General features: G+C 75.5%; 20 protein-coding genes and 4 tRNA genes. 5 read left to right on the top strand and 19 right to left on the bottom strand.

Annotated features, from left to right (window positions below):
* Positions 1–61 precede the first annotated feature (61 nt).
* The 10 genes from CS2_RS04945 to CS2_RS04900 form a co-directional block, all read right to left on the bottom strand.
* A complete protein-coding gene (locus CS2_RS04945; RefSeq protein WP_070319116.1) occupies positions 62–658 on the bottom strand; it encodes an NUDIX hydrolase in 597 nt (198 codons plus the stop codon).
* Positions 655–1,566 (bottom strand): pyridoxal 5'-phosphate synthase lyase subunit PdxS, encoded by a 912-nt coding sequence (pdxS, locus tag CS2_RS04940; RefSeq protein ID WP_046528326.1) that lies wholly within the window; start codon positions 1,564–1,566, stop codon positions 655–657. Before pdxS ends, CS2_RS04945 begins: the two co-directional genes overlap by 4 nt.
* Before the next feature lie 177 nt (positions 1,567–1,743).
* Positions 1,744–2,415 (bottom strand): hypothetical protein, encoded by a 672-nt coding sequence (locus tag CS2_RS04935; protein WP_070319128.1) that lies wholly within the window; start codon positions 2,413–2,415, stop codon positions 1,744–1,746.
* An 8-nt stretch (positions 2,416–2,423) separates the two neighbouring features.
* Complete coding sequence (locus CS2_RS04930; protein WP_082659978.1) at positions 2,424–3,614, bottom strand: glycosyltransferase family 4 protein; 1,191 nt, start codon at positions 3,612–3,614, stop codon at positions 2,424–2,426.
* An 11-nt stretch (positions 3,615–3,625) separates the two neighbouring features.
* On the bottom strand, positions 3,626–4,615 hold the full coding sequence (locus CS2_RS04925) for a phosphatidylinositol mannoside acyltransferase (RefSeq protein ID WP_070319115.1): 990 nt from the start codon (positions 4,613–4,615) through the stop codon (positions 3,626–3,628).
* Complete coding sequence (gene pgsA / locus CS2_RS04920) at positions 4,612–5,223, bottom strand: phosphatidylinositol phosphate synthase (protein ID WP_046528323.1); 612 nt, start codon at positions 5,221–5,223, stop codon at positions 4,612–4,614. Before pgsA ends, CS2_RS04925 begins: the two co-directional genes overlap by 4 nt.
* A 3-nt stretch (positions 5,224–5,226) precedes the next feature.
* Positions 5,227–5,799: an HIT family protein gene (locus CS2_RS04915; RefSeq protein WP_046528322.1), complete on the bottom strand. Its 573-nt coding sequence runs from the start codon at positions 5,797–5,799 to the stop codon at positions 5,227–5,229.
* Positions 5,800–5,802: 3 nt separating this feature from the next.
* A complete protein-coding gene (thrS, locus tag CS2_RS04910; protein WP_070319114.1) occupies positions 5,803–7,818 on the bottom strand; it encodes a threonine--tRNA ligase in 2,016 nt (671 codons plus the stop codon).
* 135 nt (positions 7,819–7,953) lie between these two features.
* On the bottom strand, positions 7,954–10,011 hold the full coding sequence (locus tag CS2_RS04905; protein ID WP_070319113.1) for an NAD(+) synthase: 2,058 nt from the start codon (positions 10,009–10,011) through the stop codon (positions 7,954–7,956).
* Positions 10,012–10,154: 143 nt separating this feature from the next.
* Positions 10,155–10,226, bottom strand: a tRNA-Val gene (locus CS2_RS04900).
* Between the two features lie 285 nt (positions 10,227–10,511).
* Here CS2_RS04900 and CS2_RS04895 point away from each other — a divergent pair.
* On the top strand, positions 10,512–10,940 hold the full coding sequence (locus CS2_RS04895; protein WP_052748194.1) for an SsgA family sporulation/cell division regulator: 429 nt from the start codon (positions 10,512–10,514) through the stop codon (positions 10,938–10,940).
* 72 nt (positions 10,941–11,012) lie between these two features.
* On the opposite strand, the gene CS2_RS04890 is transcribed toward CS2_RS04895, so the two are convergent.
* The gene (locus CS2_RS04890; protein ID WP_070319112.1) at positions 11,013–11,876 is read right to left on the bottom strand and encodes an aminotransferase class IV; all 864 of its coding nucleotides are present in this window, start codon (positions 11,874–11,876) and stop codon (positions 11,013–11,015) included.
* Positions 11,877–11,912: 36 nt separating this feature from the next.
* The gene (locus CS2_RS04885; protein ID WP_233421072.1) at positions 11,913–13,001 is read right to left on the bottom strand and encodes a chorismate-binding protein; all 1,089 of its coding nucleotides are present in this window, start codon (positions 12,999–13,001) and stop codon (positions 11,913–11,915) included.
* A 262-nt stretch (positions 13,002–13,263) separates the two neighbouring features.
* Here CS2_RS04885 and CS2_RS04880 point away from each other — a divergent pair.
* From CS2_RS04880 to CS2_RS04870, 3 genes are all read left to right on the top strand, one after another.
* Positions 13,264–13,335: transfer RNA gene (locus CS2_RS04880), tRNA-Gly, on the top strand.
* Between the two features lie 50 nt (positions 13,336–13,385).
* Positions 13,386–13,456: transfer RNA gene (locus CS2_RS04875), tRNA-Cys, on the top strand.
* 17 nt (positions 13,457–13,473) lie between these two features.
* Positions 13,474–13,548 (top strand) — tRNA-Val (locus CS2_RS04870).
* An 82-nt stretch (positions 13,549–13,630) separates the two neighbouring features.
* On the opposite strand, the gene CS2_RS04865 is transcribed toward CS2_RS04870, so the two are convergent.
* Both CS2_RS04865 and CS2_RS04860 read right to left on the bottom strand, forming a co-directional pair.
* Entirely contained in the window at positions 13,631–14,380 is a 750-nt protein-coding gene (locus tag CS2_RS04865; RefSeq protein WP_070319111.1) for a glycosyltransferase family 2 protein, read from the bottom strand.
* On the bottom strand, positions 14,377–14,544 hold the full coding sequence (locus CS2_RS04860) for a hypothetical protein (protein WP_156442000.1): 168 nt from the start codon (positions 14,542–14,544) through the stop codon (positions 14,377–14,379). Before CS2_RS04860 ends, CS2_RS04865 begins: the two co-directional genes overlap by 4 nt.
* A gap of 71 nt (positions 14,545–14,615) precedes the next feature.
* On the opposite strand from CS2_RS04860, the gene CS2_RS04855 reads away from it, so the two are divergent.
* Complete coding sequence (locus CS2_RS04855) at positions 14,616–14,810, top strand: hypothetical protein (protein WP_070319109.1); 195 nt, start codon at positions 14,616–14,618, stop codon at positions 14,808–14,810.
* Here the strand turns inward: CS2_RS04855 and CS2_RS04850 are convergent.
* Genes CS2_RS04850 through nirB form a run of 5 tightly spaced genes read right to left on the bottom strand, consistent with a single transcriptional unit; the run spans position 14,755 to position 20,867 of the window.
* Positions 14,755–15,492, bottom strand: a complete 738-nt coding sequence (locus CS2_RS04850) for a sirohydrochlorin chelatase (RefSeq protein WP_070319108.1) — start codon at positions 15,490–15,492, stop codon at positions 14,755–14,757. The two genes, CS2_RS04855 and CS2_RS04850, sit on opposite strands and share 56 nt — an antisense overlap.
* Positions 15,489–16,598: a uroporphyrinogen-III synthase gene (locus tag CS2_RS04845; protein ID WP_070319126.1), complete on the bottom strand. Its 1,110-nt coding sequence runs from the start codon at positions 16,596–16,598 to the stop codon at positions 15,489–15,491. Before CS2_RS04845 ends, CS2_RS04850 begins: the two co-directional genes overlap by 4 nt.
* 8 nt (positions 16,599–16,606) lie before the next feature.
* On the bottom strand, positions 16,607–17,896 hold the full coding sequence (gene cobA / locus CS2_RS04840; RefSeq protein WP_070319107.1) for a uroporphyrinogen-III C-methyltransferase: 1,290 nt from the start codon (positions 17,894–17,896) through the stop codon (positions 16,607–16,609).
* Positions 17,893–18,312 carry a nitrite reductase small subunit NirD gene (nirD, locus tag CS2_RS04835; protein ID WP_046528315.1) on the bottom strand — a complete coding sequence of 140 codons (420 nt, stop codon included), beginning with the start codon at positions 18,310–18,312 and terminating at the stop codon, positions 17,893–17,895. The genes cobA and nirD overlap by 4 nt, the downstream gene beginning before the upstream one ends.
* Positions 18,309–20,867, bottom strand: a complete 2,559-nt coding sequence (gene nirB, locus CS2_RS04830) for a nitrite reductase large subunit NirB (RefSeq protein WP_070319106.1) — start codon at positions 20,865–20,867, stop codon at positions 18,309–18,311. The genes nirD and nirB overlap by 4 nt, the downstream gene beginning before the upstream one ends.
* Positions 20,868–20,963: the final 96 nt, after the last annotated feature.

Below are 20,963 nucleotides of genomic sequence, written 5' to 3'. Positions count from 1 at the left end.
GTCGCGTGACGGCGACGTTACCGACCGGTACGCGCAGGGGTCCGCGCGGCTCGGGCGCGGCTCACTCGCGCGCGAGCCCCAGGTGCCGCGTCGTGCCGTCCCACACCAGGACGTCCCGCACCAGGTCGGCGAGGCCCGTCGGGAACACCTCGATCGTGACCTGCGCGAGCGCGTCGAGGTCCCACCAGCGCAGCTCGTCGATCACGTCGAGCTCGACGTCGGTCCAGCCGTCGCGGCTGAGCGCCAGGTCCGCGCTGCTCACGCGCGCGAGGAACAGCACCTCGTGCTGCCGGCACGTGCGGGCGGCGAAGTCGAACACGGCCGAGCGCGTGTAGACCGGGCCGACGAGGTCGTCGACGTCGACAACGATGCCGGTCTCCTCGCGGACCTCGCGCACCGCGGCCGCGCGCTCGTCCTCCCCCGCGTCGATGCCGCCGCCGACCGTGAACCACCACGAGCGGTCGGGCAGGTCGACGTCGTGCCCGCGCACGAGGAGCACGCGGTCGTGCTCGTCGAGCAGGATCACGCGCGCGGCGGAGCGCTCCAGCAGGCCGTCCGGCCCCGGGACCCACTCGGACCCGAAGGCGCCCCCGGGACCGCCTCCGTCCGCACCGGCGGCGGGGACGGTCCCGGTGGGCCGCTGCTCGTCCGTGGTCACCAGCCCCGCTCGGCCAGGCGGTGCGGCACCGGCACGTCGTCGACGTTGATGCCGACCATCGCCTCGCCGAGGCCGCGCGACGTCTGCGCGACCACGTCGGGGTCGTCGTAGAACGTCGTGGCCTTGACGATGGCCGCCGCGCGCTGCGCCGGGTTGCCGGACTTGAAGATGCCAGAGCCGACGAACACGCCCTCGGCGCCCAGCTGCATCATCATCGCGGCGTCGGCCGGGGTCGCGATCCCGCCCGCCGTGAACAGCACGACGGGCAGCTTGCCGGTGGTCGCGACCTCCTTGACGAGGTCGTACGGCGCCTGCAGCTCCTTCGCGGCGAGGAACAGCTCGTCCTCGGGCAGCGACGTCAGGCGGCGGATCTCGTCGCGCAGCGTGCGCATGTGCGTCGTCGCGTTCGACACGTCGCCCGTGCCGGCCTCGCCCTTCGAGCGGATCATCGCCGCGCCCTCGGTGATGCGGCGCAGCGCCTCGCCCAGGTTGGTCGCACCGCACACGAACGGCACCGTGAACGCCCACTTGTCGATGTGGTGCGCGTAGTCGGCGGGCGTGAGCACCTCCGACTCGTCGACGTAGTCGACGCCGAGCGACTGCAGCACCTGCGCCTCGACGAAGTGCCCGATGCGGGCCTTGGCCATCACGGGGATCGACACCGTCGAGATGATCCCGTCGATGAGGTCGGGGTCGCTCATGCGCGCGACCCCGCCCTGCGCGCGGATGTCGGCCGGCACGCGCTCGAGCGCCATGACCGCGACGGCCCCGGCGTCCTCGGCGATCTTCGCCTGCTCGGGCGTGACGACGTCCATGATGACGCCGCCCTTGAGCATCTCGGCCATGCCGCGCTTGACGCGGGCGGTGCCGACCTCGCCCGCGGCCGCGGGCTGGGAGTTCTCGGTCACGTCAGACCTCTTCGATCCGTGGGTTCGGGACGCGCGGCGCCCCGGCGGAACCCGGGGACGGGCGTGACACCGGCCGCCGTGGTCGGGGCGCGCCCATCCTAGGTCGCGGCCCGCGCGCGGCCGCCGGGTGACCGGCACGCGGACGCCGGCCGACCGGCGGGCGCGTCGTCCGGTGCGTCAGCCCGCGGTCCCGGGGCGCGGCTGACGCGCCGACGCGGCCTCGCCGGGCAGCGGCAGGCCGCGCGGCCACGCGTCGTCGAGCTCGAGCGTGCGCGGCTCGGGCGCGTGCCCCGCGAGCCGCAGCAGCCGCACGAGCGCGCCGCGGCGCACGCGCTGCGTCTGCGCGACGGCCTCGTTGTGGAAGCGGCGCGCGAGCTGCACGCGGTACCAGGCCGCCGCGAGCTCGCCGAGCAGCCGCTCCCCCACGGGGTCGGCCGTGAGCGCGGCGACCTCCTCGGGCTCGTCGAGCACCTCGTCGAGCGTCGCGCTGAGCTCGCTCTCGACCTGCCCGCGGTCGAGGCCCCGCGCGGCCGCCGACGTGCCGAGGAACGCGCGCAGGTCCGGCGGGAGCAGACCCGAGGACGGCACGTCGCCGCCGGCCCCGCCGGCCGTGAGCGCGGCCCACGCGGCCTCGCCCACGAGCACCGAGCTGGCGGGGTCGAGCTGCCCGCTCGTCGCGAGCTCGGCCGCCACGCCGGCGCGGCGCACGAGCTGCGCCTCGACGACCGCACGCGACGCGCCGACCTTGCGGTGCAGCCGGTCCAGCCGCGAGGCCTGCACCCACACGAGCCACGCGAGCAGCAGCACGACGCCCGCGACGACGAGCACGACCGTGCCGTCGGCCCACATCTCGGCCGTCACGACGACCTCCCCCTGCGCAGCTCGAGCAGGCGCGCGCCGCGCAGCGACGAGGGGTCCTCGCCGACGGGGGCGTCACGCCCGGCGACGGCCATCTCGTACACCGCGAGCACCTGGTCGGTCACGGCCGACCAGTCGTACCGGCGCACGACCTGCGACGCGCGCGCGGTCACCCGGGCGCGCAGCTCGGGGTCGCCGAGCACGCGGACCAGCGTCGCGCCGAGGTCGGCCGGGTCACCGGTGCGGAACAGCACGCCCGCCTCGCCGCCGTCGAGCACGCGCGAGAACGCGCCGAGGTCGCTCGCGACGACCGCGCTGCCGGCGCTCATCGCCTCGACCAGCACGATGCCGAAGCTCTCGCCGCCGGTCTGCGGCGCGACGTACGCGTCGACCGACGCGAGCAGGCGCGCCTTGTCCTGCTCGCTCACGCCGCCGAGCAGCTCGACCGCGCCCGCCCGGTCGCCGAGCGCCTCGCGCGCCTGCTCGGCGCCGGTGTCGCCGCGGCCCGCGACGAGCAGCCGCGCGCCCGGGTAGGCGTCGAGGACGGCGGGCATGGCCTTCAGCAGCACCGCGAGGCCCTTGCGCGGCTCGTCGAGCCGGCCGAGGAACGCGAGCGTGGGGGCGTCGGGCGTGCCGGTCCAGCGGGGGTCGGTGCCGACGCCCTCGAACGCGTCGACCTGGACGCCGTTGGGGATGACGACCGCGTCGCCGCCGAGGTGCTCGACGAGCGTGCGCCGGGCGTCCTCGGAGACGGCGATGCGCAGCGAGATCTTCTCGAGCGACTGCCGGACGAGCGGGTACGCGACCTGCAGCGAGCGCGAACGCGTGATGGACGTGTGGAACGTGGCGACGACCGGGCCGTCCGCGATCCAGAGCGCGAGCATGCCCAGGCTGGGCGTCACGGGCTCGTGCAGGTGCAGCACGTCGAAGCGGCCGGCGGCGAGCCAGCGGCGCACGCGACCGGCGGTCACGGGCCCGAACGTGAGGCGCGCGACCGACCCGTTGTAGTGGACCGGCACGGCACGGCCCGCGGGGACCAGGTACGGCGGGACGGGCGTGTCCTCGGCCGCGGGCGCGAGCACGGACACGTCGTGCCCGCGCTGCAGGAGCGACTCCGCGAGGTCGCGCACGTGGAACTGCACGCCCCCGGGCACGTCGAACGAGTACGGGCAGACGATCCCGACGCGCAGCGGTCGTTCGCTCATGACGCACCCTCCTCGCCACCGGCGACGAGGTCCGGCGTCGCGGCGGCGCGCCGGGCGGCGTCGCGCGCCGGGTCGAGGTCCTCGACGAACACGCGCTGCAGCATGTGCCAGTCCTGCGGTCGCGCGTGGATGGCTGCCGCGAGGGCGTCGACCCAGCCCTGCGTGACGGCCTGGAGCTGCTGCGCACGCGGCAGCTCCGCGGGGACCTCGACGCGCGGCAGGAACGTGATGACGATGCCCCACGGCGTGCCGGCCGCGCGGCGGCGGGCGCCGTGCAGACGCTCGTAGGTGATGGCGGCGGGCACCAGGGGCGCGCCGGTCGAGACCGCCAGCGCGGCGGGGCCGGCGGCCACGCGCGCGCGGCGCCCGAACAGGTCGACCTCGACGCCCCTGGCCGTGAGGTCGCGGTCGGCCAGCAGCGGCAGGACCCCCGGACCGCCCCGGGCGACGCGCACGAGCTGCCGGAACACGTCGCCACCGCCGGTGAGCGGGATGATCGTCAGGCCGATGGACTCGCGGAAGGCCAGGAACTCCTGGAACAGCTCCTCGGGCTCGAGCCGCTCGGCGACGGTCGTCACGTGGCCGAGGTGGGCGGTCGCCCAGGCGCCGGCGAGATCCCAGTTGCCCATGTGGCCGAGCGCGAGGACGACCTCGTGCCCGTCGGCGAGCAGCGCGCGCACGGGTGCGTCACCGACCGCGCGCACGCGCGCGGCGATGTGCGCGGGGCTGCTGCCGCGCAGCGTGAGCGTCTCGCCGAAGTAGCGCATGTACGAGCGCATGCCGGCGCGCGACAGCCGTCGCAGCGCCGCGGGATCGAGCTCGGGGCGCACGCGCGCGAGGTTCGCCTCGAGGCGGCGCACGCCGGACCCGCGGCGCCACCACGCGACGTCGGCCCCGAGCGTGGTCAGCGCGCGCACGACGGGGCCCGGGACGCGGTGACCGACGCGCCAGGCCAGGTGGTAGGCGCGCGCGACGTCGAACTTCACGAGGCCGCCTCCCGGACCTGGCGGCGCACGGCGGCCATGCGCTGGACGACGGTGACGGCGGACGCGAGCGCGAGCAGCGCGAGCACCACGGTCATGACGACGACCGGCAGGCCGAGGCCGACGAGGAACGCGGCCAGCAGCACGGCGAAGAGCCGGTCGGCGCGCTCCGCGATGCCGCCCGAGGCGGTCATGCCGAGACCCTCGGCGCGGGCGCGCGCGTAGGGCACGATCGAGCCGAGCACGAGGCACGCGAGCGCCAGCACTGCCGTGGGTCGGTGGTCGCCCGCGCCGGTGTACCAGAGCACGAGGCCCGCGAAGATCGCGCCGTCGCCGAACCGGTCGAGCGTCGAGTCGAGGAACGCGCCCCAGGGGCCGCTGCGGCCCGCGCGGCGCGCCATGACGCCGTCGATCGAGTCGGTGAGCGTGAACAGCGCGATGAGCAGGGCACCGAGCAGCAGGTGCCCGGTGGGGAACGCCCACAGCGCGGTGGCGACCACGACGAGCGTGCCGGTGATCGTCACGGCGTCGGGCGAGACGCCGGCGCGCAGCAGCACGTCGGCGAGCGGGGTCCACAGGCGCGTCATGAGCCCGCGCAGGCGGCTGAGCACGCGTCAGACCTCCGGGGTGGCCGGCCAGGCGGCCGCGAGCGCGGCGCGCGTGTCGCCGAGCAGCGCGGGCAGCGCGCGCGTGCGGGCGACGACGGGCAGGAAGTTCGCGTCGCCACCCCAGCGGGGCACGACGTGCTGGTGCAGGTGCGCCTGGATGCCGGCGCCGGCGACCTGCCCCTGGTTCATGCCGAGGTTGAACCCCTGGGGCGCCATGACGTCGCGCACGACCCGCATGGCGGTGCGGGTGAGCGCGGCGACCTCGGCGACCTCGGCCTCGGTGAGGTCCGTGTAGTCGGCGACGTGCCGGTACGGGCACACCAGCAGGTGCCCCGAGTTGTACGGGTAGAGGTTCATGACGACGTACGCGACCGCGCCGCGGTGCACGACGAGCCCCTGCTCGTCGGGCAGCGCCGGGATGCGGCAGAACGGGCAGCCGTCGCCGGGCGCGTCGTCGGCGGGCTTGTCCTGCCCGCCGATGTACACCATGCGGTGCGGCGTCCAGAGCCGGTCGAGCCCGTCCGGGTCGCCCGCGAAGGCGCCGGCGGGCTCGACCTCGACCTCGTCGGAGGAGGTCACGGCTCAGACCTGCACGCGGTCGCGCACGGCCGTGACGATCCGCTCGATCGCCTCGTCGACCGGCACGCCGTTGTCCTGGCGGCCGTCGCGGTAGCGGAACGACACCGCACCGGCCTCGGCGTCCTCGCCGCCCGCGATGAGCACGAACGGGATCTTCTGCGTCGAGGCGTTGCGGATCTTCTTGCCGAACCGGTCGTCCGAACGGTCGACCTCGGCGCGCACGCCCTGCGCCCGCAGGCGCGACACGACCTCGTCGAGGTACGGCTCGAACGGCTCGGCGACGGGCACGGCCAGCACCTGCACGGGCGCGAGCCACGCCGGGAATGCGCCTGCGTAGTGCTCGGTGAGGACCGCGAAGAACCGCTCGATCGAGCCGAACAGCGCGCGGTGGATCATCACGGGCCGCTGCCGGCTGCCGTCGGGCGCGGTGTACTCGAGCTCGAACCGCTCGGGCAGGTTGAAGTCGAGCTGGATGGTCGACATCTGCCACGTGCGGCCGATCGCGTCCTTGGCCTGGACGGAGATCTTGGGGCCGTAGAACGCGGCGCCGCCCGGGTCGGGCACGAGGTCGAGGCCCGAGGCCTCGGCGACCGCACGCAGCGTCTCGGTGGCCTCCTCCCACACCTCGTCCGAGCCGACCGACTTCTCGGGGTTGCGGGTGGACAGCTCGAGGTAGAAGTCGTCGAGCCCGTAGTCCTTGAGCAGCTCGAGCACGAAGGTGAGCAGGCTCGTGAGCTCGTCGCGCATCTGCTCGCGGGTGCAGTAGATGTGCGCGTCGTCCTGCGTGAAGCCGCGTCCGCGGGTCATGCCGTGCACGACGCCCGACTTCTCGTACCGGTAGACGGTGCCGAACTCGAACAGCCGCAGCGGCAGCTCGCGGTACGACCGCCCGCGCGACTTGAAGATGAGGTTGTGCATGGGGCAGTTCATGGGCTTGAGGTAGTAGTTCTGCCCCGCGCGCCGCACGTTGCCGTCGGCGTCGCGCTCCTCGTCGAGCTGCATCGGCGGGTACATGCCGTCGGCGTACCAGTCGAGGTGGCCCGAGATCTGGAAGAGCTGCTCCTTGGTGATGTGCGGCGTGTTGACGAACGAGTAGCCGGACTCCACGTGGCGCCTGCGGGAGTAGTGCTCCATCTCCATGCGGATGATGCCGCCCTTGGGGTGGAACACCGACAGGCCGGAGCCGATCTCCTCGGGGAACGAGAACAGGTCGAGCTCGTTGCCCAGGCGGCGGTGGTCGCGGCGCTCGGCCTCGGCGAGGCGCTCGAGGTGGGCCTTGAGCTCGTCCTTGGTGGGCCACGCGGTGCCGTACACGCGCTGCAGCTGCGGGTTCTTCTCGGACCCGCGCCAGTACGCCGCGGCGGACCGGGTGAGCTGGAAGCCGTTGCCGATGAGGCGCGTGCTGGGCAGGTGCGGCCCGCGGCACAGGTCCTGCCACACGACGGTCTCGGACTCGCGGCCCGCACCCCGCACGTTCTGGTAGATCGACAGGCCGCCGAGACCGACCTCGACCGACGCGCCGTCGGCCGCGTCGCCGGCCTCGCCCTTGAGCCCGATGAGCTCGAGCTTGTACGGCTCGGCCGCGAGCTCCTCGCGCGCCTGGGCCTCGGTCACGTCCCAGCGTCGGAAGGTCTGCCCCTCCTTGACGATCCGGTTCATGACCTTCTCGATCGCCTTGAGGTCCTCGGGCGTGAACGGGGTCTCGACGTCGAAGTCGTAGTAGAACCCGTCGGTGATGGGCGGGCCGATGCCCAGGCGCGCCTGCGGGTTGACCTCCTGCACCGCCTGCGCGAGCACGTGCGCCGCCGAGTGCCGCAGCACCGACAGCCCGTCGGGCGAGTCGATGGTGACGGCCTCGACGACCGCGCCGGCGGGCAGCGGCAGCGCGAGGTCCGTGAGCTCGCCGTCGACGCGCACGACGACGACGTCGCGGCGGTCGCCGAACAGGTCCGTGCCCGTCGTGCCCTGCGCGACCGGGGTCTCGACGCCGTCGACGGTCAGGGTGATCTGCTCGGGCACGATCAGGGCTCCTCGGGTGCACGCCCGCCGCGTCACGGCACGTCGGCGCTCGCCGACCAGGGCGTGGTCGATGCTACCGACCGCGGCGCCCGACCACCGACGCGGTGCGCCGCGACCGACAAGGTCAGGCCGTGGTCAGGCGCGCGGCAGGTCGTGCGGGACGCGCGCGTCGAGCTCGGCGAGCCACGCGGCGGCCGACGCGTCGGACGGCATGCGCCAGTCGCCGCGCGGCGACATCGTGCCGCCCGCGCTGACCTTGGGGCCGTTGGGCAGCGCCGAGCGCTTGAACTGCGACGCGAAGAACCGGCGCAGGAAGACCTCGAGCCAGCGCCGCACGGTCGGCAGGTCGTAGGACGTGCGGCGGTCCTGCGGCCACCCGGCGGGCCAGGCGCCGGCCGCGGCGTCGTGCCACGCGTGCCACGCGAGGAACGCGACCTTGCTGGGCCGCGTGCCGTGCCGCAGCACCTGGTACAGGGTGAAGTCGTGCAGCGCGTAGGGGCCGATCGTGTCCTCGGTGGACTGCAGCGGCTCGCCGTCGCGCACGGGCACGAGCTCGGGCGAGATCTCCTGGTCCAGGACGCGCAGCAGCACCGCGTTGGTCGCGTCGTCGAAGTGCCGCTCCCCCACGACCCACCGGATCAGGTGCTGGATGAGGGTCTTGGGGACGCCCGCGTTCACGGCGTAGTGCGACATCTGGTCGCCGACGCCGTACGTGCACCAGCCCAGCGCGAGCTCCGAGAGGTCGCCCGTGCCGAGCACGATCCCGCCGCGCTGGTTGGCGGCGCGGAACAGGTAGTCGGTGCGCAGGCCGGCCTGCACGTTCTCGAACGTGACGTCGTAGACCTCCTCGCCCGCACCGGCGGGGTGGCCGAGGTCGGCGAGCATCTGACGGGCGGCGGGACGGATGTCGATCGTCTCGGACGTCGTGCCGAGCGCCTCCATGAGCGCGAGCGCGGACGCGAGCGTCGTGCTGCTCGTCGCGAAGCCGGGCATGGTGAACGCGAGGATGTCGCTGCGGGGGCGGCCGAGCCGGTCCATGGCGTTGGCGGCGACGATGAGCGCGTGCGTCGAGTCCAGGCCGCCGGACACGCCGATGACGACCTTCGCGCCGCCGACGGCGCGCAGCCGCTGCTCGAGGCCGGAGACCTGGATGTTGTAGGCCTCGTAGCAGTCGAGCGCGAGGCGTGCCGGGTCGTCGGGCACGAACGGGAACCGGTCGACGGGCCGCCGCAGCCCGACGTCGCCGGCGGGCGGGTCGAGCGTGAACGTCACCGTGCGGTGCGAGCCGCCGGCGGGCGGCAGGCCGAGACCGCGGCGGTTGTCGTCGAACGTGCCCGTGCGCAGCCGCTCCTGGCGGATGCGGTCGAGGTCGACGTCGGCGGTCGTCAGCACGACGCCGTCGGCGAAGCGCTCGCCCTCGGCCAGCAGCTCGCCCAGCTCGTAGAGCATGGTCTGGCCGTCCCACGACAGGTCGGTCGTCGACTCCCCCTGGCCCGCGGCGGCGTACACGTAGGCGGCATGGCAGCGCGCGGACGCCGAGCGGACCAGGAGCCGGCGGTCCTCGGCACGCGCGACCGTGATGGGGCTGCTCGAGAGGTTGACCAGGACGGTGGCCCCGGCGAGCGCCGCGGTGGCGCTCGGCGGCACGGGCACCCACATGTCCTCGCACACCTCGACGTGCAGCACGAGTCCGGGCACGTCGGACGCGGCGAACAGCAGGTCGGGCCCGATCGGCACCTCCTGCCCCGCGACCGTGGTGGTGCCGCGCACGTCGTCGCCGGGCGCGAACCAGCGCCGCTCGTAGAACTCGCGGTAGGTCGGCAGGTACGACTTGGGCGCGACGCCCAGCACGCGTCCGCGGTGCACCACGACGGCGGCGTTGAGGACACGGGTGCCGTGCGCGAGGGGCGCGCCCACGACGAGCACGGGCCGAAGGTCCCTCGACGCGGCCACGACCTCGTCCAGCGCGTCGCGCACGGCGTCCAGGAGCGCGTCCTGCAGGAAGAGGTCGTCGATCGCGTAGCCGGACAGGCAGAGCTCGGGGAGCACGGCCACGGCGACCGCGTCGTCGTGCGCGGCGCGGGCCGCGGCGACGACGGCGGCGGCGTTGCGCGCCGGGTCGGCCACCGTGACGGGCACGGTGCAGGCCGCGACGCGGGCGAACCCGTGGGCGTAGGCGGAGAGGAAGTCCACGTCGCGAGTCTGGCACGCGGGCTGCCGCGCCACCTGCGGCGACGCGGTTCGTACGCGTGCGCGAGCCCGACCCGGGCGACGTCACGGGGGACCTCCGGGAACGCAGCACGCCCCCGGCCGGAGCCGGGGGCGTGCTGTGCGGGTGGGCGATACTGGGTTCGAACCAGTGACCTCCTCGGTGTGAACGAGGCGCTCTACCACTGAGCCAATCGCCCGTCGTGTCGAACGACGTGCACCACCCGTGGGCGGCACGGGAGACGATGCTAGCGGACGTCGGCCGGATCTCCGAACCGGGGCCGTCGCGAGCCCCAGAAGTCGTGCAAAGCACCGCAGAAGGCGCTTACCGTTCACCCGCAGCGGCCCGGCGAACGCTTTCCTACTGGTCAGGAAGGGTCCGGGCGGGTGAACTGTGGGCACGCACCGGTCCAATGGGACATCCGTCCTGCCATGATGTGTTCCCACGGCCCGCGGTGGGCCGCACCCCCGACAGGAGGACCCCGATGGCGGATTCGTCGTACGACGTCGTCGAGGTCGTCGCCATGCAGCTGATCGGGTCGGACGCCACGGTGATCCCGGTGTCCGCCGAGCTGTCCTTCCGCACGAGCGACCCCTACACCGTCCGCGCCGTGTTCACGGGCGCGCACACGATGTCGACGTGGCTGCTCGGCCGCGAGCTGCTGGTCCAGGGCGTGCACGCCGTGGCCGACGCCCCCGCGGGGACCGGCGACGTGCAGGTGTGGCGCGACGACGACCCCGACTACACGCTCGTCTCGCTGTCCGGGGTCGAGGGCAGCGCGCTGCTCGCGGCACCGACCGAGCCGCTGCTGCGGTTCCTCGCCGCGACGCAGGCTCTCGTGCCCGTCGGCAACGAGTCCGACAAGATGGAGGGCGAGATCACGGCGCTCATCGCGGCGCTGCTGACCGCCTGACCCCACGCGCCGCGACGCGGCGCACCACGACACCCGGCCGGTCCCGCCTCGTGCGGGGCCGGCCGTCGTGCGTCAGGGGTCGAGGTCGTCCGCCATCCGCGCGAGGAACACGCGCCGCGCCTCGGCCGCGAGCGGGCCCGCCGCGACGTCGACCTCGTCGAGCCGCACCACGGGCGTGACGTTGCGCACCGACCCCGTGAGCACGAGGTGGGCCCGACCCGCGACGACCTCGTCGAGCACGCCCCACGGCAGCTCGTCGGGTGCCGCCTCGCGGACCGGGAGCCCCGCCTCACGGCCCCACAGCAGCAGCAGGTCACGTGTGATGCCGGCGAGGCAGCCCGTCTCGAGCGAGGGTGTCAGCAGCTCACCGCCCACCTCGACGAAGACGTTGGACCCCGTGCCCTCGCTGAGCCGGCCCCGCGTGTCCGCGAGCAGCGCCTCGTCCGCGCCGGCCTCGCGCGCCCGCGCGAGCGCGACCACGTTCTCGGCGTACGACGTCGTCTTCAGCCCGGCGATCGGCGACCGCTCGTTGCGCACCCAGGGCACGCGCACGGCGCGCGCGACGTCGCTCGCTCCCCCGGGCGCCGCCACGACGACCACGGTCGGCCGCTGCTCGGCGGGCGCGAGGCGCTGCGACCCCATGGGGCCGGGGCCGCCCGTCACCGTGATGCGCAACCGGCCGGCGCGGTCGCCCGCGGCCGCCAGGACCGCGCGGACGCCCTCGCGCACCTCGTCGAGCGGCAGCGGGGGCAGCCCCAGGCCGTCGGCCGAGCGCTGCAGGCGCTCGAGGTGCCGCGTGAGGGCGAACGCGGTGCCGCGGTGCACGCCGCACGTCTCGAAGACGCCGTCGCCGACCGTCAGGCCGTGGTCGACGGCCGTCAGCACGGGCTCGTCGAGGGTGTGCAGCCGGCCGCCGGCCCAGATCGCGAGGTCCACCCGGCCATCCTGCCACCGGGGCCGCGCCGGGCGGGGTCAGGCGCCGGACGCGAGCGCGACGAGCCGCGCCGCCTTGAGCTCCGTCTCGTCCCACTCCGCGGCGGCGTCGCTCGCCCACGTGATCCCGGCGCCCGTGCCGAACCGCAGCGTGCCGTCGCGCCACCAGAACGTGCGGATGCCGACGGCGAGCTCGGCCTCGACGGTGCCGTCGCCGCCGACGCGCACCCAGCCGACGAGGCCGCAGTACGGTCCGCGCGGCGCGCGCTCGAGCTCGGCGATGACGCGCAGCGCCGAGCTCTTGGGCGCACCGGACACCGAGCCGGGCGGGTAGGTCGCGTCCAGGAGCCGCGCGACGAGGTCGGGTGCGTGCGCGACGTCGGGCGCGAGCTCGCCGGTGACCGTCGAGACCAGGTGCACGAGCCCGGGGTGGGCCTCGGTCGCGAGCAGGTCGGTCACCGCGACCGTGCCCGGGCGGCACACGCGTTGCAGGTCGTTGCGCACAAGGTCGGTGATCATGACGTTCTCGGCGCGGTCCTTGGCCGTGAGGCCGTCGGGCGTGGCCGCCGTGCCCTTGATGGGCCCGGACGTCACGACGCCGTCGCGCACGCGCAGGAACAGCTCCGGCGACGCCGTCACGACCCACGTGCCGGGCACGGCGCCGCCGGACGGCACGTGCACGCCACCCGCGTACGGCGCGGGGTTCCCGGCCGCGAGGCGCGCCCCGAGCGCGCGTGCGTCCGGCTCGTCACCGCCGGCGGCGGGCAGCGGCGCGGACAGCACGCGGCAGAGGTTGGCCTGGTAGACGAGCCCGTCGCGCACGTGACCGCGCACGCGGTCGACCGCGGCGACGTAGGTGTCACGGTCGAGCGACGTGGTCCACGCACCGGGGGCCGGGCCGCGCCACGTCGCCGGGTCGGCGGTGGCCCGGTCGGGCCCGACGCGTGCGAACCGCCACGCGTCGACGCGGCCCTCGAACTCCCCCACGAGCGCCCACCAGCCGGGTGTCGCGAGCGCGTCGGGGCGGGCGCGCAGGTCCGCGTGCTCGACGACGCCGATCGCGCGACGCCCGCCGAACCACGCGACGCCGGGCGCCGCGGGGGCGGGCGGGATCGCGGGCGCGGGCACGGCCCCAACCTACCGACGCGACCCACCGGACCCGCGGCACGACCACGTCGCGGCACCCTCCCGCGACGCCCGGACGAACGGGGCGCGACCGCCCGGTGACCTGCGGCTGGACCGTCAGCACACTCTCCCGCGCCCGTCACGCGGACACGCCGGAGGGCCGGTGTGACGACGCGCTCAGCGAGCCGGTTGGACTCTCCCCGAGTTTGTCGTCTAGAGTCTTCGACGCACCAGGAAACGCCGGTGAAACGGCGAGACCAGGCGTGCGGACGTGGCTCAGTGGTAGAGCATCACCTTGCCAAGGTGAGGGTCGCGGGTTCGAATCCCGTCGTCCGCTCGGAGGCTATCCCCTTCGGCGTCACCGCCGTCGTGGACTGCGGTCTCAGCGGTGGAGTGGCCGAGAGGCGAGGCAGCGGCCTGCAAAGCCGTATACACGGGTTCGAATCCCGTCTCCACCTCGTAGCACACCCCACGCGGGCGATTGGCGCAGCGGTAGCGCGCTTCCCTGACACGGAAGAGGTCACTGGTTCGATCCCAGTATCGCCCACCAGCAAGGCCCCAGGTCATCGACCTGGGGCCTTCGTGGTTCCCGGGGAGAACCGGCTGCGCACCGGACGCCCACTCGGTGCAGCTCAGGCCGACATCGGCCGCCGGTGGCGCAGCCAGCGCTCCCACGGCGGGGCGTGCCGCCAGTGCCGCGTGAGCGTCGTGAGCGCGCGCCGCACGCGCGGCACCCACTGCCGCCCCGGGCGCACGGCGCGCGCCGACATGCCGACCGACCATCCCGGGTCGACGACGACGCGCGCACCCGGGCCGATCGCGAGCGCGAGGTCGAGGTCGTCGTGCACGTCGCCCGTGCGGGTCACGCGGGGGCGGGCGGCGCGCCACACCGACGCACGGAACGCCATCGACGACCCCCACAGCACGGGATGGCCGGCCGCGAGGTGGCCGAGTGCGTAGTACGCGCCCAGGTAGACGCGCGCGAGACGCACGCCGCGCCGCCCCGGCAGGTCGAACACCCCGTGGCCGGTCACCGCGTCGACGCGCGGGTCGGCGAGCGTCGCGAGCGCACGCTCGGCCCAGTCGGGTGCCGGCCGGGAGTCGGCGTCGAGCCGCAGCAGGACGTCGCCGCGCGCCGCGTCGTACCCAGCGGCCGCGGCTGCAGGGATACCGACGCGCGGCTCGACGACCACGCGTGCCCCGTGCTCGCGCGCGACCCGCGCGCTCGCGTCGTTCGAGGCGTTGTCGACCACGACCACCTCGTCGGGCGGGCGGGTCTGCGCGGCGAGCAGGCGCAGGCACGCGTCGAGGTGCGCGGCGTCGTCCCGCACGGGGACGACGACCGAGACGACGGGCGTCGGACGCGGCGCCGAACCGTTCAGCGGTCGTCCTCGGTGCCGCGCGGGTTGAGGTTGGCGGGCTCGGCGTCGGTGTCGACGTCCTGCTCGTCGCCGCCGGCGGCCTGCGCACCCGTGCGCGGGTTGAGGTTGGCGGGGTCGGCGTCCGGGTCCTGCGACGGGTCGTAGCCCGTGGTCTGCTCGCTCATGCCGTCCACCGTCACACCGGGCGGTGCGGCGTGCACGCCGGTGCGCCGGATCCGGTCAGCGGGACCTGTGGGTGTCGCGGTCCCTCATCGACCACGGTGCCGAGCGCGCCCCCGGGACCACCGCCGAGGCCGCCGTCGCGTTCGTCGAGACCGCTCGTGCGGCGGGCCTCGCGGACGAGGAGGTGCAGGACCTCGTCGCGTCGGCGCTGCTCACGCTCCCGCGTGCGACGCGCTCGGCGCCCACGTCGCCGACGCCTGCGCGCTGACCTCGTCGAACCGGTCGAGCGCGATCTGCGCGAGCCGCACGTCCGGTGCCAGGGGTGCGGCCACGACGTCGGCCCCGGCCTCGTGCACGCGGTCGAGGAAGAAGCCGGGAGCCAGCAGGTACGACGCCACCACGACGCGCCCGCCCGGGGCCAGGGTGGTGCGCGCGTCGGCGACCGCGACAGGCACGCGCGGGTGCGCGCCCGCGCCGTACCCGACGGTCACGGGCCGGCCCAGCCGCTCGACCAGGCCCGCGACGACCTCGCGCACCGCGGTCGCGGCCTCGGGGTCGCTCGACCCGGCAGCCGCGACGACGACCGCGTCGTCGTCGCGCAGGCCCGCCGCGGCGAGCCGGTCGGCGAGGATCTCGACCAGCCGCGGGTCGGGACCCATCGGTCGGCCCGCGGCGGCCCCGGGACGGTCGACGGCCTCGGCGACGTCGGTCTTCACGTGGAAGCCCGTCGACAGCAGCAGCGGCACGACGACCGTCGGGGCGTCGACGACGGCCCCCGCGACGACGTCCGGCAGCTCGGGCTGCTGCACGTCGACGAACGCCTCGCGCACGTCGAGGTCCGGCCGCAGGTCCGCCAGGTCGACGAGGATCGAGGCGATCGCGGCGCGGCCCGCATGGCTGTCGGTGCCGTGCGAGCAGCCGACGAGCACGGGCGCGGGGGTGGTGGTCATGACTGCTCCTGGAGCTCGAGTCGGTAGCCGCGCTTGACGACGGTGCGGACGAGGGCGCGGCTGCCGCTCGCGTCGCGCAGCCGCGCGATCGCGACCTCGGCCGCGTGCGGGTCGGACGAGTCGCCCGGCAGCGCCGCGAGCACCTGCTCGCGCGGGACGACCGAGCCGCGCGCGTGCGCGAGCAGCCGCAGCACCTCCAGGCCCGTGCGCGACAGCGGCAGCACGCGCCCGTCGAGCACGGCGGCCGCGCGGTGCACGCGCAGCGGGCCGGCGACCGTGTCGAGGGCCTCGATGCCGCCGTAGTGCGTGACGACCGCGCGCACGAGCGAGCCGAGACGGCCGCGGTCGGGCACGAGCGGCTCGATGCCCACCTCCAGCAGCGGCTTCGCGGTGACGGGACCGACGGCCGCGAACACGACGGCACCCGCGCGGTGGCGCGCGAGCAGGCCGTCGAGCGCGCCGGCCTCGCGCGCGGCGTCGAGCCACGCCGCGGCACCCGGGGCCGACGTGAACACGACGGCGTCGACGTCGCCGTCGGCGACCGCGCGCGTCGAGTCACGCACCAGCCCAGGGTCGGGCGGCGGACCCCACCGGTACACCACGAGGCTGCGCACGCGCGCCCCGGCCAGCGCGAACGCCTCGTCGAGGCCGTCGGCGCCCGCGCCGTGGTGCTGGATGACGATGTCGCGGCCCGCGACGCCCTCGTCGAGGAGCGTCTCGGCGATCTCGGCGCTCGTCTCGGACTCCGCGACCCAGTCGGCGCTCAGCCCGGCGGCCTGGATCGCGCCGCGCGCCTTGGGGCCGCGCGCGACGATCCGGGTGCCCGCGAGCACCTCGAGCAGCCGGTCGGCGAGACCGGCGGCGTCCGCCGCCTCGACCCAGCCGCGGAAGCCGATGCCCGTCGTGACGACCACGGTGTCGGGCGGCTCGGCGAGCACGCTGCGCGTGCGCTCGAGCAGCAGGGCGTCGTCGGTGTGCGGCACCATGCCGAGCGCGGCCGCGTGCCGCACGCTCGCGCCGCGCCGCTCGAGCGCGGCGCGCAGCTCGGAGGAACGGCGGTCGGCCGTGACGAGCACGACGCAACCGGCCAGGGTCTGGTCGATCATCTGCGCGCTCACGCGTCCATTGTCACCGGCGCCGGGGGCGTGACGTCCACCTCGTCCACGAGCTCCGGTGCGGGGTCCGCCACCGTGGGCGTCAGCAGGTCAGGCGCCGCGACGTGACCGACGACGACCACGGCCGGCGCGCGCACGCCGCGCGCGGCCGCGACAGCCGCGACCTCGTGCAGCGGCGCGTGGGTCACCCGCTGGTCGGGCAGGGTGGCGCGCTCGACCACCGCCACGGGCACGTCGGGGGCCACGCCGCCGGCCAGCGCGTCGCGCACGAGCCCGGGCAGCGCCGCGACGCCCATCAGCACGACGACCGTGCACGAGCGGTCGCGCAGCCCCGTGAGCGCGGCTGCCGACCAGCCGTCGGTGCCGTTCATGACGTGCACCGCGCCGACGACGCCGCGGTGCGTGAGCGGCACGCCGGCGGCCGCCGCGGCGGCGAACGCGCTGCTGACGCCCGGCACGACGCTCACCGGCACGCCCGCGGCGCGGCACGCGAGCACCTCCTCGCCGCCGCGGCCGTACACGAAGGGGTCGCCGCCCTTGAGCCGCACGACGACGCGGCCGCGCTGCGCCTGCTCGACGAGGAGCCGGTTGATCTCGTCCTGCGGCACGGGGTGGTGGCCGGGCGACTTGCCGACGTCGACGACCTCGACGTCGGCGGGCAGCTGGTCGAGCACGTCGACGGGGCCGAGGCGGTCGGCGACCACGACGTCCGCCTCGGCGAGCGCGCGACGCCCGGCGACGGTCAGCAGGTCGACGTCGCCCGGGCCGCCGCCGACGAGCACGACCCGGCCCTGCCCCGCCGTCGCGCGGCGGCGACGCAGGTCGACGTCGCCGGCTCGCAGGTGGGCCGCGAGCCGGTCACGCACCTCGACGCTGCGCCGCGGGTCCGCGCCGGCGGCGGACACGACGCCGACGAGCACGTCGCCCGCGTGGGTCGTCGCGGGCGTGCGCGCCGTTCCCGCCGCCGGGCGGCGGGGGCCGCCGGCGTCGACGCAGAACACGCGCCGGGCGGTGGCCCACGCGACGACCGCGGCGTCGGTCGCGCGGTCTCCCGTGGCGGTGTGCACGAGCCACACGTCGTCGAGGTCGGTCTCGGCGACCTCGCGGTCGGACCAGCGCGCGCCGCCGGCGACGACGAGGTCGGCGAGCGGCTCGCACACGTGCGGCGCGACGACGCGCACGAGCGCGCCCTCGTCGGCGAGCGCCTGCGCGCGTCGTGCCGCGACCGGTCCCCCGCCGACGACGAGGACCGCCCGGCCCGCGAGCTCGACGCCCAGCAGCGCGGTCACCCCGCACCGCCGAGCACCGCGAGCTGCACGTCGCCGTCGACGACGCGCACGCCCCACGTGCGCAGGTCCGCGCCGTGCCCCGCGACCGGCGTCTTGCCCGCGACGTCGAGGCACGCACCCGTGCGCAGGTCGAACACCTGCTTGTACATGGGCGACGCGACGGTCGGCACGTCGGTGCCGTCGACGCGGCGCGTCCCGACGATCCCGCGGGCCAGGACGTGCGCGTCGCTGAACGGGTCGTGCTGCTGCACGGCGTGCACCGTGTCGTCGAGCAGCCGGAACACCGCGACCTGCGTGAGCGTCGGTGCGCCGGCCACGCGGTCGGGCACGAGCGCCGCGGCGCCGCGCTCGGGCGCGAGGTCCGCGAGCCGGCACACGGTCAGCCACGTGGTGGTGGGCGCGTCGAGCGTGGTCACGGGCGGACCTCCAGGGTGGTGCCGGCGACGAGCACGGCGCGCTCGTCGGCGGTGGCGGGACGGACCTGGCCGCGCTCGGGCACGTACGCCAGGGACGGGTCGGCCACGTCGGGCGCGTTGACGAACGACGCGAACCGCCGGAGCTTGTCGGGGTCCTCGAGCGTCGCGCGCCACTCGTCCTCGTACTGCGCGACGTGCTCGTCCATCTGCGCGTCGAGGTCGGCGCCGATGCCCAGCGCGTCGTCCACGACGACGGCACGCACGCCCTCGAGGCCGCCCTCGACCTCGTCGATCCAGGGCGCGGTGCGCTGCAGGCGGTCGGCCGTGCGCACGTAGTAGAGCAGGAAGCGGTCGATGGTCCGCACGAGCGTCTCGGTGTCGAGGTCCTCGGCGAGCAGGCGCGCGTGACGGGGCGTGAAGCCGCCGTTGCCGCCGACGTACACGTTCCAGCCCTTGTCGGTCGCGATCACCCCGACGTCCTTGCCGCGGGCCTCGGCGCACTCGCGTGCGCAGCCCGAGACGCCGAGCTTGATCTTGTGCGGCGAGCGCAGGCCGCGGTAGCGCAGCTCGAGCATGACCGCGAGCGCCGCGGAGTCCTGCACGCCGAACCGGCACCACGTCGACCCGACGCACGACTTCACGGTGCGCAGCGACTTGCCGTAGGCGTGGCCGGACTCGAAGCCCGCGTCGACCAGGCGACGCCAGATCAGCGGGAGCTGGTCGATGCGCGCGCCGAACATGTCGATGCGCTGCCCGCCCGTGACCTTGGTGTACAGCCCGAAGTCGCGCGCGACCTCGCCCACCGCGATGAGCCCCTCGGGCGTGACCTCGCCGCCGGGCATGCGCGGCACCACCGAGTACGACCCGTCCTTCTGGAGGTTCGCCATGACGTGGTCGTTGGTGTCCTGCAGGGCCGCGCGCTCGCCGTCGAGGACGTGCGCGGGGGCCGTGGTCGCGAGGATCGACGCGACCGCGGGACGGCAGAGGTCGCAGCCGCGCCCGTGCGTGCCGAACCGCTCGACGACCTCGGTGAAGGTCCGCAGGCCGGCGACCCGCACGGCGTCGTAGAGCTGGGCCCGCGACAGCGCGAAGTGCTCGCACAGCGCGGTGCTGACGCTCACGCCGAGGGCGGCGAGCTCGGTGGTCACGAGCTTCTTGACCAGCGGCAGGCAGGACCCGCAGCTCGTGCCGGCGCGCGTGCACGCCTTGACGGCGCCGAGGTCGTGGCAGCCCTCGTCGGTCACGGCGTGCCGGATCGACCCCGCGGTGACGTTGTTGCACGAGCAGACCGTCGCCTCGTCGGGCAGCTCGAGGTCCGGCGCTCCCGCTCCACCGGCGGGCAGCAGGAACGCGCCCGGGTCGCCGGGCAGCTCACGGCCGACCAGCGGGCGCAGGCTCGCGTACGCGCTCGCGTCGCCGACGAGGACGCCGCCGAGCAGCGTGCGCGCGTCGTCGGACACCACGAGCTTCTTGTAGACGCCCGCGACCGGGTCGGCCCACACGACCTCGAGCGCGCCCGGCGTGCGGGCGAACGCGTCGCCGAAGCTCGCGACGTCGACGCCCGCGAGCTTGAGCTTGGTCGCGGTGTCGGCACCGGGGTACGCGGCCCCGCCGCCGAGCAGCCGGTCGACCGTCACCTCGGCCATCGTGTAGCCGGGCGCGACGAGCCCGATGCACGCGCCCTGGATGCACGCGACCTCGCCGACCGCCGAGACGTGCGGGTCGGCCGTGCGGCACGTGTCGTCGACGACCACGCCGCCGCGCGGGCCGATCTCGAGGCCGCTGGTGCGCGCGAGCTCGTCCCGCGGACGCACGCCCGCCGCCACGACCACGACGTCGGCGTCGAGCCGCGTGCCGTCGGCGAGCTCGACGCGGCCGACGCCCCCGCGACGGTGCGGCAGCACGCGCGTCGTCCTGGCCTGCGTGCGCACGCCGATGCCGAGCCGGTTGATCAGCCGCCGCAGCGCCTCGCCGCCACCGAGGTCGACCTGCGCGGACATGAGGTGCGTGTCGACCTGCAGCACGGTCGCGCGGGCGCCGAGCGCGTCCAGCGCCCCCGCGGCCTCCAGGCCCAGCAGGCCGCCGCCGAGCACGACCCCGCGCACGGGCCGCTGCTCGGCCAGGCGCGTGACGTGACCGCGCAGCGCGGCCACGTCGTCGAGCGTGCGGTACACGAAGACGCCCTCGAGGTCGGCGCCCTCGAGGGGCGGCACCCACGCCGACGACCCCGTCGCGAGGACCAGGTGGTCGTACGTGTACGTGCGGCCCGAGGCAGCCGTGACGCTGCGCGACTCCCGGTCGACGGCGGTGACGGCGTCGCCGCGCACGAACGTCACGAGCGGGTCGTCCCACAGCGCGGGGTCGCCGAGCGCGAGGTCGTCGGGGGTGCGGCCCGCGAAGTAGCTCGTGAGCGCGACGCGGTCGTAGGGGCGGCGCGGCTCCTCCGCGAGCACCGTGACGCGCCAGGAGCCGGCGGCGTCGCGGTCGCGCAGGGCCTCGACGAGACGCTGCGCGACCATGCCGCCGCCGACGACGACGAGATGACGGGGGTCCATGGGGCCTCCAGCCGGGACGGGTGGGACGAGGGCGTGCGTCGACGCTACGAACCGGGCGTTTCGCGCAGGGGTGCGCCGGGGTTTCCGCGCCGGAAC

The sequence above is a fragment of the Cellulomonas iranensis NBRC 101100 = JCM 18110 genome, from assembly GCF_001552375.1.
Taxonomy (GTDB): domain Bacteria; phylum Actinomycetota; class Actinomycetes; order Actinomycetales; family Cellulomonadaceae; genus Cellulomonas; species Cellulomonas iranensis.
Note: the sequence above shows the minus strand (reverse complement) of the source record. Positions and strands in the feature narration are given on the sequence as shown.

Coding starts and splice junctions, on each gene's coding strand:
- CS2_RS04850 (WP_070319108.1), bottom strand. CDS start 15,492: ATGACCACCACCCCCGCGCCCGTGCTCGTCGGCTGCTCGCACGGCACC.
- CS2_RS04895 (WP_052748194.1), top strand. CDS start 10,512: ATGGCGGATTCGTCGTACGACGTCGTCGAGGTCGTCGCCATGCAGCTG.
- nirB (WP_070319106.1), bottom strand. CDS start 20,867: ATGGACCCCCGTCATCTCGTCGTCGTCGGCGGCGGCATGGTCGCGCAG.
- CS2_RS04860 (WP_156442000.1), bottom strand. CDS start 14,544: ATGAGCGAGCAGACCACGGGCTACGACCCGTCGCAGGACCCGGACGCC.
- CS2_RS04845 (WP_070319126.1), bottom strand. CDS start 16,598: ATGATCGACCAGACCCTGGCCGGTTGCGTCGTGCTCGTCACGGCCGAC.
- CS2_RS04935 (WP_070319128.1), bottom strand. CDS start 2,415: ATGTGGGCCGACGGCACGGTCGTGCTCGTCGTCGCGGGCGTCGTGCTG.